The 15,472-nt window shown below is 59.6% G+C and carries 11 protein-coding genes; 4 read left to right on the top strand and 7 right to left on the bottom strand.

The window, feature by feature from the left end; translation table 11 throughout:
• Positions 1-128: 128 nt before the first annotated feature.
• Complete coding sequence (locus tag IE061_RS15180) at positions 129-1,562, bottom strand: hypothetical protein (RefSeq protein WP_193461971.1); 1,434 nt, start codon at positions 1,560-1,562, stop codon at positions 129-131.
• A gap of 319 nt (positions 1,563-1,881) precedes the next feature.
• On the opposite strand from IE061_RS15180, the gene IE061_RS15175 reads away from it, so the two are divergent.
• On the top strand, positions 1,882-2,880 hold the full coding sequence (locus tag IE061_RS15175) for an IS5 family transposase (RefSeq protein ID WP_193461970.1): 999 nt from the start codon (positions 1,882-1,884) through the stop codon (positions 2,878-2,880).
• Between the two features lie 283 nt (positions 2,881-3,163).
• Here the strand turns inward: IE061_RS15175 and IE061_RS15170 are convergent, their stop codons facing one another.
• The 3 genes from IE061_RS15170 to IE061_RS15160 form a co-directional block, all read right to left on the bottom strand.
• The gene (locus tag IE061_RS15170) at positions 3,164-3,592 is read right to left on the bottom strand and encodes an REP-associated tyrosine transposase (RefSeq protein WP_039183782.1); all 429 of its coding nucleotides are present in this window, start codon (positions 3,590-3,592) and stop codon (positions 3,164-3,166) included.
• A 487-nt stretch (positions 3,593-4,079) separates the two neighbouring features.
• On the bottom strand, positions 4,080-6,644 hold the full coding sequence (locus IE061_RS15165) for an ABC transporter permease (RefSeq protein ID WP_193461969.1): 2,565 nt from the start codon (positions 6,642-6,644) through the stop codon (positions 4,080-4,082).
• Entirely contained in the window at positions 6,637-7,452 is an 816-nt protein-coding gene (locus IE061_RS15160) for an ABC transporter ATP-binding protein (protein ID WP_016913268.1), read from the bottom strand. Before IE061_RS15160 ends, IE061_RS15165 begins: the two co-directional genes overlap by 8 nt.
• 235 nt (positions 7,453-7,687) lie before the next feature.
• Here IE061_RS15160 and IE061_RS15155 point away from each other — a divergent pair, with 235 nt between their 5' ends.
• The 3 genes from IE061_RS15155 to IE061_RS15145 are packed head-to-tail and all read left to right on the top strand — an operon-like array spanning position 7,688 to position 10,942.
• The gene (locus tag IE061_RS15155; RefSeq protein ID WP_230478487.1) at positions 7,688-8,230 is read left to right on the top strand and encodes an arylesterase; all 543 of its coding nucleotides are present in this window, start codon (positions 7,688-7,690) and stop codon (positions 8,228-8,230) included.
• A gap of 43 nt (positions 8,231-8,273) precedes the next feature.
• Complete coding sequence (locus IE061_RS15150) at positions 8,274-9,020, top strand: transglutaminase-like cysteine peptidase (protein WP_308429563.1); 747 nt, start codon at positions 8,274-8,276, stop codon at positions 9,018-9,020.
• Between the two features lie 14 nt (positions 9,021-9,034).
• Positions 9,035-10,942 carry a bifunctional diguanylate cyclase/phosphodiesterase gene (locus IE061_RS15145; protein ID WP_193461967.1) on the top strand — a complete coding sequence of 636 codons (1,908 nt, stop codon included), beginning with the start codon at positions 9,035-9,037 and terminating at the stop codon, positions 10,940-10,942.
• A 51-nt stretch (positions 10,943-10,993) separates the two neighbouring features.
• Here the strand turns inward: IE061_RS15145 and IE061_RS15140 are convergent, their stop codons facing one another.
• The 3 genes from IE061_RS15140 to IE061_RS15130 all read right to left on the bottom strand — a co-directional run bounded on the left by IE061_RS15140 (position 10,994) and on the right by IE061_RS15130 (position 15,340).
• Positions 10,994-11,317, bottom strand: coding sequence for a tryptophan synthase subunit beta like protein (locus IE061_RS15140; RefSeq protein WP_193461966.1), 324 nt, complete (start codon positions 11,315-11,317; stop codon positions 10,994-10,996).
• Positions 11,318-11,420: 103 nt separating this feature from the next.
• Entirely contained in the window at positions 11,421-15,158 is a 3,738-nt protein-coding gene (locus tag IE061_RS15135) for a BapA/Bap/LapF family large adhesin (protein ID WP_193461965.1), read from the bottom strand.
• Complete coding sequence (locus tag IE061_RS15130; protein ID WP_444542710.1) at positions 15,080-15,340, bottom strand: Ig-like domain-containing protein; 261 nt, start codon at positions 15,338-15,340, stop codon at positions 15,080-15,082. The genes IE061_RS15135 and IE061_RS15130 overlap by 79 nt, the downstream gene beginning before the upstream one ends.
• Positions 15,341-15,472 lie beyond the last annotated feature (132 nt).

The raw sequence follows: 15,472 nt of genomic DNA, 5'->3' as shown, positions 1-15,472 counted from the left end.
TCATGGAGAAGCGAGGGAGCCATGATAACCCACTCGGACGCGACTTTCATCGCATCCGTATCAGGTGTTACATGAGCATGTTTCATGTTGGCGGCAGCCTTTACAGGCTGACCAACTGGACAACCGCGCTATTTCAATTCGAAAATAACGCGTAGGCGCTGACTGCTGCCCAGCGGGTCCATCATGAATTGTTCGAGGGTAAAGGGGTCCGGCAGCGCGATGTGCGTGGTCAAGGATTGGGCGTGCCCCCCCATGATATCAACCAGAGCTACCATCAGCTTGGCGACCTGTGGGCCTGCCAGCCTTTCGAACTGGCGAGCCTGAGCCCAGCCCTGCGCCACCATTTGCGAGGTGCTGATCCCCTCCTGGGTGGCGAGTTCGGTGGCGAGGCGCGGCAGCAGGCCAGCATCCTTGTAGGCCAGGGTGACGTTACCGCCGTGAAGCCTGGCCGTTTCGAACAGGGCTGGGTGTTGCATGGCCTGTTCGATGGTGGCACGCCCAGGTAGCGTTACGGGAAGCGCCATCTGATAGCTCACCTCCCCCGCCTCGCTGAGCTGTAAAAAACCTTCCGCCTTCAGCTGCGGCGGTTGAGTATCCTCATGCCACTCGGAGACGCTACGCCCTGCGGCATTCAGGCGCCCGCTGCCACCGGTCAGCACGTTATTCACGGCCTGTAGATCCCGACGCTCTTGCGGTGGCGCCAGGCCAATCAACGCCCCCATATCCAGCGCGGCCCCCTGAAAGCCCATATCGCTGACATAGAGGTTGCCACTGGCCCAGGCGCGCTCCAGCAGAACACTCCAGCGGTCTCCGGTCAGGCTGAAGCCATTCAACTCGGCCCGTTCCAACTGCGCTTGCCCTGGGCGGTCGAGCCCTTGCAGCCCACGAACGATCACTTCATCCAGCGCCAGAGACGCGGTAAAGCCAGACGCCAAATCGTTGAACTCGGCGTTTAGCCCGTGTAGCTCAAAACGTCCAAGGGCGGCGTGGCTCATCTCTTCCAGCACCAGGGCTTCCAGGGTGAGGTAGCCCGTCAGCGCCGCGTCGTTGCCCCACTCTGCTGTCCACTGCTTGGCCAAGGTGCCGTCCAGCCACAGCGAAAGCTCCTGCAAACGCAAGCCGTGAAGCGGTGCATCTGGGGTCGTGAAGTTGGCGAAGTCGGGGACGGCCGCTCCTGGTCGATCGAGGGCCAGCTCGGTCAGCGTCAAGACCGGGTCACTGACGTCAGGCTCGATGACGCGAATACCGTGAAACGAGACGCTCTCGGGTTGGTCGTAATCGCCCTGCACGTGGTAGGCCTCGATGGTCACCACATCGCCTTGCGCCTGCCGGATCACGATGTGCTCGGCGATCACGCGCTGCTCCTGTTCACGGAGTTCGCCGATTTCGATGAGCTGCTCGCCACGGCCCCACTGGGCCTGCAGGTCAGCCTCCAGACGCGCCACGGATGCATGGGCATCACCAGCGCTCAACAGGGTGACGACAAGCCCTGCCAGGATCGGCCTACCCTGTTGAAAACGAGGAAGCACAGGTAAGAAATGAGAGACGTTGAACGACCACATGCCGCGAACTCCAATGAAGAGGCGCGTAGCATACACGAAGCCTGCTTTGTGAAAAGCGAAGAATGCACCGGCTCATGCAGTTGCCCAATAAATGGGCCTCCCACAGGTTGGTTTGGTGGCTGCTCAGGCTATAACCCAATGAATTGGCCTCCTTCTGTTCAAGAAGCTTTGCTGTGGCTGAGAGCTTCTTGCGGCTGGAAGCCTATTGTGGGAGGGAGCTTTAGGGAAACGCTGCATAAATCCCGTCGGAGCTGCCTCATAGCCACCGACGAGGTAAAATCTGACCTGTCGTCCAACACCCGCTGACAGAGCCACTCCGATGAAACAGATCTCATTCGCCCAGGCTGAGCACCAGAACAAGAAGAAGGTCACCCGCCGCGAGCGGTTTCTTGCCAGGATGGAGGAGCTGGTGCCGTGGCAACGGCTGATCGCAGCACTGTCGCCGTCCTACTTCCCGAATTCAGCGGGCAAGCAAGGCCGACCACCCATTGGCCTGGAGCGCATGCTGCGCATTTACTTCCTGCAGCAGTGGTATGCCCTGGCCGATGAAGCGCTGGAGGATGCCATCTACGACAGCCAGGCCATGCGTGACTTCATCGGTATCGATCTGGCCATCGAGAGTGTGCCGGATGCGACCACGCTGCTGCGCTTCCGTCACCTGCTGGAGCAGCATGCCCTGACCCAGCGGATCTTCGAGGAAATCAACGCCCACCTGGCCGAGCAGGGCCTGTTCATGCGCGAGGGCACCATCGTCGACGCCACCATTGTGGCGGCGGCCCCCTCCACCAGGAACAAGGCCAGGCAGCGCGATCCGGAGATGAAGCAGACCCGGAAGGGCAAGCAGTATTACTTCGGCATGAAGGCCCATATCGGTGTCGATGCGGTCACCGGACTGACCCACAGTGTCGCCGCCACGTCGGCCAACGTCGCCGATGTCACCATGGCCGGCGCTCTGGTCCGGGAGGATGACAAGCGGGTATACGGCGACGCGGGCTACACCGGCATGTGGAAGTACCTGGACGAAGAGAAGGATGCCCCGGACTCCCGCTGCTGTGTTGCCGCCAAGCGCGGCCCCATCAAGAAGATGGAAGACAGTCCCATGAAAGCGCTGCTGCTGGCGATCGAGAAGGCCAAGGCCAGCATCCGCGCCAAGGTCGAGCACCCGTTTCATGTCATCAAGAACCTCTTCGGCTACCGGAAGGTTCGCTACAAGGGACTGGCCAGGAACCAGGCGCAGCTGTTCACCCTGTTCGCCCTCGGCAATTTGGTGCTGGCTGGACGATGCCAGGGGCATGCTGACGGGGCCAGTGTGTCTTGAATCTGGCCTGGCAGCTGGATAACCAGGCTGCCAGGGTAAAAAGGCCACCTTCCGTGGCCAGAAAGTGACCGTTGACGCGGTGAATATGCCGCCCAGAGTGCTTTAGCCGCTCAGAGACGAATTGATCAGCGGTTCCTTAGCTCGCGATGATTCCAGCACGGGTGCCTGCCCAAGCAGTCGCCCAATGAAATTGGCCTCCCACAGGATAGCTTGGTTGGCTGCTCAGGCTATAAGCCCATGCATTGGCCTCCTACAAGTTAGTTTGGGTGGCTGCGCTACCCAGTTACAGCCATATAGCATTCCAGTAGCTATAGGCTTTGATATCGTCGACCAGGTTGGCACGCAATGGATTGGCGACAATGTATCTGGCCGCCGCTTTTAGGGCAGTTTCATCCCTAATCATTCGATCATGAAAGCCGTCCTGCCAAACGCTCTGTCCAATATCCAAAGAGACATAAGCCTTGTAGCGTCTTACGGCCTCCGATAGCTGTTCATTTAGTTGAAAAAGCCAATGAATGTGGTCTGGCATGACTACATAGGCGTAGGTAGTGGCAAGAACTGACACACGTGGATGATAAAAGTGTCGAGCCGCGTGACGGGCCTGGGAAAAAGTGGAAAAGACAGGTTGCCGACGCTGAGTGGTGATGGTCACCAGGTAATAACTGTTTGGGATGGAGAGCCTGCCACGTCTCAGCTGATAACTTCTACTCATGTGGCCACTCTCCCTTCATGTGATTAATTTTATTTAAACTAGCATATTCTCGTTAATTGATTGAGCGATGACAGAAAGCGCAGGTGAAGCTGGGAGCTTCTTGTGGCTGGGAGCTTCTTGTGGGAGGGAGCTTTAGCTCGCGATGATTCCAGCACAGTTGCCTGCCCAGGCAGTCGCCCAATGAAATTGGCCTCCCACAGGATAGCTTGGGTGGCTGCTCAGGCTATAGCCAATGAGTTGACCTACCAGAGGTTAAGAAGACCTGCTGTGGCTGAGAGCTTCTTGTGGCTGGAAGCCTATTGTGGGAGGGAGCTTTAGCTCGCGATGATTCCAGCACCTGGCTTGATATGGGTGCCTGCCCAGGCAGTCGCCCAATGAAATTGGCCTCCCACAGGATAGCTTGGGTGGCTGCTCTGGCTATAAGCCAATGGATGGGCCTCTCTCAAGTGGGCTTGAGTGGCTGCCTGGGCAGCCACTCTTTCGTTAATTACGCTTCGCCCAACAGCCCCAGGCTGGCGGCGGGGGCTTGGCGGCGCAGTTGGTAAGAGAGCAGATGACCAATGATGCCGATCAGCAGCGCGCCGCCCAGGGGCAGCACTAGCCATAGGCCCCAATGCAGGCGCGGGGTGAGGTCGAGCCAGTAGAGGTAGAGCGCGGCGGTGACCAGCTCGGCCAGCACGGCGCCCAGCAGCCCGCTGGCAAAGCCCAGCAGGGCGTACTCGGCTCCTTGCACGCGGGAGATCATCCGATTACCCGCCCCGAACACCCGCAGCAGGCCGCTTTCATGGGCGCGTACCGGTCGGCTGGCCGTGAGGGCGGCATACAACACGCTCACCCCTGCCAACAGCACCAGGGCCAGCACCAGCTCGACTGCCCGCGTTACCTGGGTGAGCACGTCCCGCACCTGGCCCAGAATGGCATCGACGTTGAGCAACGAGACGCCGGGGAAGTCGCTGACCAGTTGGCGAACCAGGCCCTGCTCCGCGTCTGGCAAGTGGAAGGCGGTGATGAAGCTATGCCCAAAGGACTCCAGCACGCCCGGCGGAAAGATCACGAAGAAGTTGGGGTTGAAGCTATCCCAGTTCAGGCTGCGCAAACTGTCGATACGGGTGGTGATGGTATCGCCCCCCACGGTGAAGGTCATTTCATCGCCCACACCTAGCCCAAGGCGGGCTGCCAGCCCCTCTTCCACCGAAATGGGCACGGTGCTGGCCACCGCCGAGGCAGTGGCTTCGACTTCACTCATCCAGCCTTGAGGCTCGCTGGGGGTGCGAAACCATTGCCCGGCCACCACGCGATTGCCTTCCGGCAGCGTGGCTTGCCAGGTGAGGTTCAGCTCCCGGCGCAAGGAGTTGTCGCCACGGGCATCGGGTGGCACGGCATCCCGAGGGGCTTGCCCGTTGATGGCACTGATGCGCCCGCGCACCATGGGGTAGAGCGTGCTTTGGGTCTCGACGCGAGGGGCCACGGCCTGCTCGAAGGCCTCGCGTTCGCTGGGCTGGATATTGATGGCAAAGTAGTTGGGTGTGGTGTCCGGCAGCTGGTCTTGCCAGGTGCTCAGCAGATCACCACGTACCAGCACGATCATGGCCATGGCGAAAAACGTCACCGAAAAGGCCAGCAGTTGCCCCAACCCGGCCTGTTTGCGCCGGGCCAACTGCCGCCCCCCCAGGCGCAGGGCCTGGCCCCACTCACTGGCACCGGAGAGGCGCTGCACTGCCTTCAACAAGCCGTTCAGTAGCAAGGCACTGACGCCCCACAACAGTGCCAGCAACAGCGAACCGCCCAGCAGCAGCGCCAGAGCCAGCGAGAAGCTGCCCGAGTAGAGCCATAGCAGGCCACCAAACACCAGGCTGGCCACGCCCACCACCAGCCAGGCGGCAGGCGGCAGTGGGTCCAGCTCACGGCGCAGCACTTTCAGCGCGCTCACCTGTTTGATGCGCAGCAAGGTGGGGCCGGCAAAGCCCACCAGCACCGCCAGCGCGGTGAAGATACCCAGCCATAGCGGCATGATGCCTGGGGCAGGCAGCGTCATGGGCAGGAAGCTGCTCAATAACCACAGCAGCAGTGCCTGGCCTAACAGCCCGAGAATGGCCCCCAGCAGAGAGGCTATCAACGCCAGCCCCACCAACTGCAGGCTAAACAGCACGATCAGCTGTTGCTGGCTAGCGCCGAAACAGCGCAGCAGCGCGGCGGTATCCAGGTGGCGTTCGACATAGCGACGGGTCGACATGGCCACCGCGACCCCGGCCAACAGCACCGCTGCCAGCCCTGCCAGCCCCAGGTAGCTCTCCGCGCGCTGCAGTGCATTGCCCAGCTGCGGCCGGTCGACGCGGACATCACGCACGTCCACGCCCTCCCGGCGTAATTCCGCCAGCAAGCCTTGCACTTGCTCCAGAGCAGCAGGCGGCCCGGCGGCCAGCAGCTCGAACTCGACCCGGGAGCCAGGCTGCACCAGCCCGGTGGCATCAAGGTCGGCGGTATTGAGCATCAGCCGGGGGTTGAAGTTGCCAAACCCTGCGGACTGGTCGGCTTCACGCTCGATGATGCCAGTGATGGTCAGCTCGGTTTGGCCTACCTGTACCTGATCACCAATCTGGATCTCGATCAGCTCCGCCAGACGCGGGTCGGCCCAGGCTTCACCGGCGGCAGGCCCGGAGGCCAGGCGTTCGACGCCGTTGCCCAGATCGACCAGGTTGACGCCATAATGCGGGTAGATATCATCGACGGCCTTGAGGCTGGCCGGTTGAAAGCGCTCACCGCGACTAATCATCGACACCAGGTCTACCTGATCGCTCAGGGTAAAGCCCGCCGCTTCGAGTTCGGTACGCAGGCGCTCATCGAAGGGCTCGCGCTGTTCCAGCACCAGATCGCCGCCCAGTATCTGGCTGGCCTGGCGCTCCAGGCCGCGCTCCAGACGGTCCAGGAAAAAGGCGATCATGGTAGATGCCGCCACCGCCAACATCAGCGCCACGAACAGCGCCCGGACATCTGACGCGCGCAAGTCACGTTTTAAACTACGGGCGGCCAGCCGCCAGTTGATGTCACTCATTGCCTTCCTCGCTGGTGGCCGGAGCGGGAACGAAAGGCGTCAACTGGCCATTGGTGAGCCGCAGGCAGCGGTCGCAACGGCGCGCCAATGCGTGGTCGTGGGTCACCAGGATCAGCGTGGTGCCCGCCTGCTGGTTCAGCGTGAACAGCAGGTCGATGATTTGTGCGCCGGTATCCGGGTCGAGGTTGCCGGTGGGTTCGTCGGCGAACACCAGCTCCGGGTCGGTGACGAAGGCACGGGCAATCGCCACGCGCTGCTGCTCGCCCCCCGACAGCTGCTTGGGCAGATGCGAGGTGCGCTCCCCTAGCCCCACACGTTCCAGCCATTGCTGGGCGGCAGCGGTTTCCCCTGCCCGTGGCGACAGCTCCAGTGGCAGCAGCACGTTTTCGAAGGCGCTGAGCGTGGGCAGCAGTTGGAAATTTTGAAACACGAAGCCTACTCGTCCGGCCCTGAGCGCGGCACGGCCATCCTCATCCAGCTGGCTCAACGGGTGACCAAATAGCGTCAGCTCACCGTCGTTGGGCGTGTCCAGCCCCGCCAGTAGCCCCAGCAGGGTAGACTTACCGGCCCCACTCTTGCCCAGAATGGCAACGCTTTCCCCGGCGGCCACGCTGAGATCGAGGTTGTCCAGAATGGTCAGCGAGCGCTCGCCACTGGCGACGCGTTTTGCCAACTGATGGGCATGTAGCACCACGTTGGGCGCCATGGCCGGGGGAACCTTATCTGACGTTAGCGTGTCGGTGATGGGCGGATGCGCGTTGGCAGCATCGCTGGGCACTTTGGAAGTAGGGTCAGAGGAGTAGGACATGAAGCGTGAATTCCCTTTAATAACGGTTCGACAACGAATGGTACCTATACAGCAGGCGATGCACACGACACTCTTGAAAACTGGCTTCTTCAACACAGCTTTTGCAAAATCGGCTTTCTCAAACTTCGTGATGCTGGCGGCCATTACGCTGGCGGCCTGCTTGAGCGTACTTCCAGCGCACGCCGATGACGGCCATGATGACGACAGTGCCCACTCATTGCCCACACTGCTGGTGATGGGCGATAGCTTGAGCGCTGCCTATGGTATCGAAGAAGAGCAAGGCTGGGTGGCGCTGCTCGCCCAGCGTCTGGAGGGCGAGGCCCAAGTGGTCAATGCCAGCATCAGCGGTGAAACCACCGCTGGCGGTGCGCAACGATTCGCCGATATTCTCCGACAGCGTCAGCCGGATATCGTTCTGCTGGAGCTGGGCGGCAACGATGGCCTGCGCGGCCTGCCCCCCGCCCAGATGCGCGCCAACCTGGCCAGCATGATCGAACAGAGCCAGCAGGCCGATGCCGAGGTACTGCTGCTGGGCATCGATATTCCGCCTAACTACGGGCAGGCATATCGCGATGCCTTTACCGGCGTGTTCCACTCACTGGCGGATGAGTACGCGCTTTCACTGGTGCCTTTCCTGCTGGAAGATGTGGCGCTCAATACCCAGTTGATGCAAAGCGATGGCATTCATCCCACGGCAGAGGCTCAGCCTATCATTCTGGACAACGTTTGGCCCGAACTGGGGCCCATGTTGGAAGCCACCTATCAGGCAGCCCAGTAACAAAACATTGATACTTTGTGACCAGCAGGGATAGCACTTTTGCATGCCAGCGAGTAATCTTAAGCTCTATTTGCTCAACACTCATGGCGTCCATGTCCCTGCACTCCTCCCCTTCTCCTCATGGCCTGACACGTCGGCGGTTCTTGACCGTCACAGGTACCTTGTTGCTGGGCTGGGGTTTCAGCCCTCTCCTGCGGCCGCCTTCAACCCTCAGCGGCTGCGTCAATCCATGCAGCGGCTTTATGGCCAAAGCGGAATGAACGTGCTGGAAGAGTGGTTCAGCCTGCTCGACCGCCTGCAGGGCCAGGATATTCAAACGCAACTGCGCGACGTGAATGACTTCTTCAACCGGCGCATTCGCTGGGTAGATGATATCCAGGCGTGGGGCCAGGAAGATTTTTGGGCCACCCCCCTGGAGGCCATGGGCAAGGGTCAGGGTGATTGCGAAGACTATTCGATTGCCAAATACATCACGTTAAAGCAGTTGGGCGTTCCGGGTGACCGGCTTCGCATGATTTACGTACGCGCGCGGATCGGGCGTAGTCAGATTACCCAGGCGCACATGGTGCTGGGCTACTACTCGACGCCCAATGCCGAACCGCTGGTGCTGGATAACCTGATGCCTTCCATCACGCCCGCTTCCCAGCGTAACGACCTGGACCCGGTCTTCAGTTTCAATAGCAGTGGTTTGTGGGCAGGCGGCGGCTCCGAGTCTCGCGCCGACCCGCTGGCGCGGTTGTCTCGCTGGCGCAGCGTCATCGAGCGCATGCAATCACAAGGATTCATCTAAGAGGAACAGGCACCATGTCGCTGATCAAACAGCTTTGGCTGGCCATTATCGTGCTGTTGCTGCTGTCGTTCGTCGGCAGCCTGGCCATCAGCATCAACAGCAGCCGCGCTTACATCGAGCAGGAAGTGCGCATCAAGAACGAGGACAACGCCACGGCACTGGCGCTTTCCATGAGCCAGCTGGACAAGGAGCTGGTGATTCTTGAACTACTGATAGCAGCCCAGTTCGATACCGGTTACTACCGTTCTATCGTGCTGCGCGATGCCGAAGGCGACGTGCTGGTGGAACGCCACGCCGGTGAGTACAGCGGTGACGTGCCCGGCTGGTTTCGTAGCCTGGTGCAGTTCGATGTGCCCACGGGCACGGCCACCGTTCAGGATGGCTGGCGGCAGTTTGGCACGCTGGAGTTGGAGAGCCAGCACAGTTTTGCCTATGCCTCGCTATGGCGCAGCATGCTGGAGCTGGCGGGTTGGTTCCTGCTGGCGGGGGCGATCAGCCTGACCCTGGCCACGGTGATGGTAAGGGGCATCAAGCACCCGCTGGTACGAGTAGTCGCCCAGGCCAAGGACATCAGCGCGCGCCGCTTCACCACCATCAAGGAACCCCGCACGCTGGAGCTGCGTGAAGTGGCCCAAGCAATGAACGTGCTGTCGGCCAACGTGCGCCAGATGCTCAGCCACGAAGGGCAAAAGCTGGACGAGCTACGCCGTCATCTGCAGCACGACCGTGTGACCGGCGCCTTGAACCGCGATGTGATGCTGGGCAAGCTGGGCGCTCTGCTGGAGAGTGAAGACGCCCGTGCCACGGGGCTGCTGGTCATGGTGCGTGTGCGCGCTCTGGAGCAGTTGAACGAGCAGCTTGGCCACCAAGCCACCGATGCCCTGCTCAAGCAGCTCACCCAGCAGTTGGCCGCACTGGACACGGCCTCCGAGGAGCCTCTGGTGGGCCGACTCAACGGCAGTGACTTTCTGCTGATGCTGCCCATGGAAGAGCAGCCTCATGTACTGCTGCCTCGCCTGGAAGAAGCCCTGGTACAGGTCACGGCACATCACGATACGGCCGCCCCAAGCCTGGCCACCGCCGTAGTTGCCTACCACCCCCAAGACCAACGAGGTCCGCTGCTGGCCACCCTGGACGACGCCTTGGCCGAAGCCGAAAGCCCTAGCAGCACCACTCACCTCGTGGTGCGTCAGCGTGAACAAGGCTCCCTGTTCGGCAACCACACTCAGTGGCGTAGTGCGCTAACAGCGGCCATTGCCCAGGGGCCGCAGTTGGCGTACTTCCCCGTCATGGATGCCGACCAACAGGTACTGCACTACGAGTGCCCTGCCCGCCTCAAGTTGGCCAACGAATGGCAAAGTGCGGGGCTCTTCATTCCCTGGGTCACGCGGTTTTCTCTCGAGCCCGCGCTGGATATCGCTGTCGTCAAAAAAGCGCTGGATAAGCTCACGGCCCACGGTGAGCAATCGTTCGGGATCAACCTGTCGATTGCCTCGATTACCAATGCCGAGTTCGTCAATGAGCTGAGACAGCTATTGGAGAAGCAGCCTGCTCAGGCGCGCAAGCTCTGCTTCGAGGTACCCGCTACGCTGACTCCTCACGCCATTGGCAGCTTGCGCGGGCTATGCAGCGCTCTGCGCCCGCTGGGCTGCCAGTTCGGCATCGAGCACGTGGGCGCTGAATTCACCAAGCTGGCCGACCTGCACGACGTAGGGTTGAGCTACCTGAAACTGGACAGCAGCCTGGTGCGGGGTATCGATACCTCCCACGAGCAGCAGACCATCGTGCGCGGCATGGCCACCCTGTGCCACTCACTGGGTATTCAGGTGATCGCCGAGGGCGTGGCCGCCCCGGAGGAGCTGGAAAGCCTGTTCCGCACCGGTGTAGATGGCGTAACAGGCCCAGCCGTTCGCGCGCATTAGCGGCTCAAAAGCCAGCACGGCAGCAACAGGCGCGCCTTGAGCGCGCCACGCCTAGATCAGCGTATCCTCGTCCCCCAGCAGATTCACATCGTTCTTGGCGCGCAATGTCTTGCGCGCCATGACTTTCGCTTGTGCCGCTGGCGGCAAATCCGTAAAACTCAACACGCCCTTCTCGAGCAACACTTCCAGCATGTCTTCCACCACCCTCACAAAGGCCAGGTCAGAGGCAATCATCTGTGCCGACTGCCCGGTTTGCTGGGCCAAAAAGGCGAACACCTCTGGTGAATTGGCCGCGATGGTTTCGTTACACTCGGGCGTAGGCTCCTTGCTAAGCGTCACGATCTCTCCCTTGGCGTTACGTTTGATATAGAGCATAGCGGCTTCCCCTGTAAGTAAACGCGCCTATTGGTTGCTAAACGTAATCTTACTGTAGATACAACAAGGCCGCCCGTAGGCGGCCTTGGGTTGGTCAACGCTGTTACTGATCGATCTTCAACTGATCGTGATCCAACAGAGACTGAATGAAGTCAGACGAGCTGGTACCCTGCGGCATCTGAACGTTCTTCAACACGATCTGTTGATCGGCGTTGCTGCCGTCGCTGGCAATGCCACCATCTGACTTGATATGCAGCACGGTGTCTGCCCCTTGCTGCTCTGCCTTGATGTACTGATCGATATTACCCGCGTTTTCGTTCTGGAGAAGATCCGCAAGATCCAGGCGATCTGCCGATGCATTCGCGCCAAACACACCCAGCGTGAAGTCCGTGACCTTGTCCACGGCAGCACCCGACCCACTGGTGCCCTGATCACCGAATTCCCACTTGAAGGTGTCTGCACCTGCTCCACCCGCGAGAATATCGCTTCCTTCGCCGCCGTAGATGACGTTGTTACCACCATTCCCTTGCAACGTGTCGTTACCCTCGCTTCCCCAGACGAAGCTGTCGACGCCAGGGCCGGTGATGCCAACACGCAGAGTGGCTTCCGCCGTCACACCCGTTGGATGCACCAGTTGATACGTGAGGCTATCGATCTGGCCCACGTGCTCTGGGTTGGCAACGGGGCGATAGGTGTAATCACCATCCGACTCCAGCGTAAACTCGCCATATTTTCCAACGATCTTGACACCTGACTCCGTGGTCGCCACAAAAGCATTGCCATTCCAGACTTTCAACACGGTATCGGTAGAGCCGGGGATGTCACTCTTGCCGTCAATACCGGCATCGGTCAGCACGTTGCCTTTCGCCTCTGTCAGCCTGGGTTCCTGATAACTGGCGGGTTGTACCACTGCCCCGACGTCGCCCAATGTCACCTTGGAGTAGTAATCGGTCTTGAAGAACAAGAACCCTGTGGTATGTACTCCACTGGTCGTAGCCGTGAACTGCACCACGTACTTGCCAGCGCTCAGTCCGTTCAGTTCCAGGTTATTCTGCCCGTTGACAGCCGTCCCACCAAAGCCAGAGACATCTTTGAACTGATTGGGCGCTGTCTCTTGCAGCAGTTTCCAAGTCAACGACGCTTTAGTGCTTCCAGGAGTTTCAAAACTTGCATTGAAGCTTACCTTGGCACTCCCCCCCTGACCAATAGTGAGGACCCCTGACTGGTACTGATCAACTCTGACGTTAGCAGTCGCGTGAGTCGAACTCTGAGCTCCCAATATCTGTGACGTGATGGCAGGCGGAGTGATGGTGACCCAAGTCAGATCAGCGGTTGCTACGTTATCCACCGCGTTGACACTGTTGGGCACACCGCTGAGATCGATCTTCAGCGTCGAGGCAACCTTGTCACCGTCCGCATCTACCTGAACGTAGGTAAAGGTTTCCACGCGCTTCTCACTCAGCTTCATGCTGTCGCGTACTTCACGGTCTACCACGTAGGTGTAGTTACCCGACGCATCCACGGTCAAGGTACCAAACTGCCCTTTGATGGTATTGGTCTGCACATCCTGACCATTGACCCTCCACAACAGCGCACCCACCGTTGCAGCACCGTCCGCACCCCAATTGGTTTCCAGTTGCCCTTGGACGCTTGGCAGATCGTCGGTGGATGAAATTTCGGCATAGAGGTCGAAGGAATTAGCTTTCGTCTCTGTGGTGCGCACCTTGTCGACCAGGTTGCCATCCTTGTCCAAGAACCCTTTGATATGCAGCACATACTCGCGATCACCCACACGAATGATCTGCGTATCGTTGGGGTTCTTGATCTTCACGAAGTCATCGTTGTCCGGATGCGTGGCTACCCGATTGGTATTTGGCGTCTCGTCATGCTCCAGCTTGATGACAGTGGAAACCGTGGTAAGGACGCCATCGATGACTGCCTTGAAGGAGACCTGAAGATCGACGGTTTTCAGTACCTTGGCATCACTGGAGATGGCAAAGTTGTTGTGGGTCAGCGTGCCCACCACGAACTTGGAGTCCGCATCTACCGGTTTCGAGCCTGTCAGGCCAGAGGCATATTTGAAGTCATAGCCTGAGCCGCTGGAGCCACCCCACTGGATATACACCCCTTGGTTATTGGCGGTGGTGGTCACACTGCCTGAACCACTAGTGGAAGTGAGGTTTTTCCATCCAGCATTCAGCTGCGCAATTTCCAGTTCGCTGACAGGTACCTGAATGACATTGGCAAGCGTAAAGGCTTCCGGCGTATCGTCGATGACCGTGACCTTGATCGTGCCTGTCGATGTCTGATTCTGGATATCCTTAACCGCGACATCAATGGCGTTCTTGAAGGCTGAGTCAGTACCTTGTGCCGAATGGCTGACCGTTTCCTTCAGCACGAATTGGTAGCTGAGCGCCCCACCCTTTTCATCACCGTTGTAACCTGTAATGCGAAGCGTATTACCCTCTTTGGTCACGATTTCAATCGGACTGCCACCATTGGTCGCCAATAGCTCTGCTACCGACAGCACCTTGCCAGCCACGGTGATCGTTGCAATGCCTGCCGCAGACGAGACAGAGAAACTGCCTGCCGCCTGAGGCTCACCTTGTCCTGCTTTGGTGCCATCTTTCAGGAAGGCCTCGTTCACCACCAGAGTACTGCCGCTCAAATCGATACCTGGAGGCGCAACCGGTACGTTGCCTACAGGTACATCAGTAGCAACGCTCGGCTCACCGATAATGACGTCGACTACGCCACTTTCATTGCCTGCTGCATCGATGACCTGGTAGCTGAAGCCTGCATCCGGTACCAGTTTGTAGTCGATAGCGCGGACAAAGTAGTCACTGCTGTCGCTTCCGCTACCGCCACCTTGGGTATAGCCGTCTGCGTACTCCTTGGCCGTGAAGCGGAGCTGATCGAAGATGACGCCGTTGATGGTGAATTGGCCGTTACTCAGGACCTTGTCAATACTTTCACCACCCAGCTTATCGGCCGGGTTATTGCTGAAGGTCCACTCACCCACCAACTGGCCATCCAGATATGCTGCAACCGAGCCCACTTCCCCTTCTTGGGCAATCAGGTTCGCCACGGTAACCGTTGCTTCTCCTACCGGCTTGCGGAAGTCGAAGACGAGCTCTTCTGAGTTGCCACCACGCTCACCCAACTGATTGGGTGCATCTACCTGCAAGCCAGTGTTGTCAGAAACACCAAGGTTACCGTTGCTGACGTTCAGCAAGGTGTTGTCTTTCACACCAAAGAGGTTGTAGGCATAAATATCGACTCCCTGATTCTGCCAGGCAGTCAAATCACTACCACTCAAGGTGATGGTATCTGCACTGCTCAAGGCTGCCTGCAGCTCGTCTTTGGTAACGGACCAGTACAGCTTCGCCGTGGTATCGAACTCCGTGGCAGTCGTTGCCTCCTGGTAATTGCCGGCACCCAAATCAATATAGAGTTTGCCGTAGGTGGGCAACGAGCTGAGTACGAAGGTCAGGTCAGCTTCATTACTGAGCCCATCCTCTCCTCCCAGGGACGCATTTTCCTCGAACTCTGTAGGAGTTTGCTCGAACCCTCCATTCACCTGATCAACGCCACCACCCACAGTGAATGATTTGAACATCACCTGATCGACACGGCCAACCGGGTTTCCGCTGCCCGTTTCTGCACCGGTCAATACGGGGTCGGCGAGGGGCGCGTCAGTGTCGACGACATAACCACGCTCGGCGTCGGCGCTGTAGGGGTTGCCCGCCGCATCTTCGCCGCTCACGGTGGCGCTGATGCTGTCGTTGCCGGCCAGCAGCGATCCGGGGACGTCGATGGCGTAGGTGAGGTCTTCGCCCACCANTCGCCGCCCACGGTGCCGGTAACGGTGATGAGGTTGCCCTCGGCCGCTTCGGCACCGTTGATCACGTCGTCACCCGCCAGGGTGTCGATGGTGATGGTGGCTTCTGCGCCCAGGTTCACGTCATAGGACTTGTCGGTCTCGGCGCTGTAGGGGTTGCCCGCCGCATCTTCGCCGCTCACAGAGGCGCTGATGCTGTCGTTGGCCGCCAGCAGCGCTCCGGGGACGTCGATGGCGTAGGTGAGGTCTTCGCCCACCAGGCCGGTAAATTCCTGGCCGCCCACGGTCAGGGTGACGGTGTCACCGGCCTTGGC

Source organism: Vreelandella hamiltonii (assembly GCF_014651795.1).
Taxonomy (GTDB): Bacteria; Pseudomonadota; Gammaproteobacteria; order Pseudomonadales; family Halomonadaceae; genus Vreelandella; species Vreelandella hamiltonii.
Note: the sequence above shows the minus strand (reverse complement) of the source record. Positions and strands in the feature narration are given on the sequence as shown.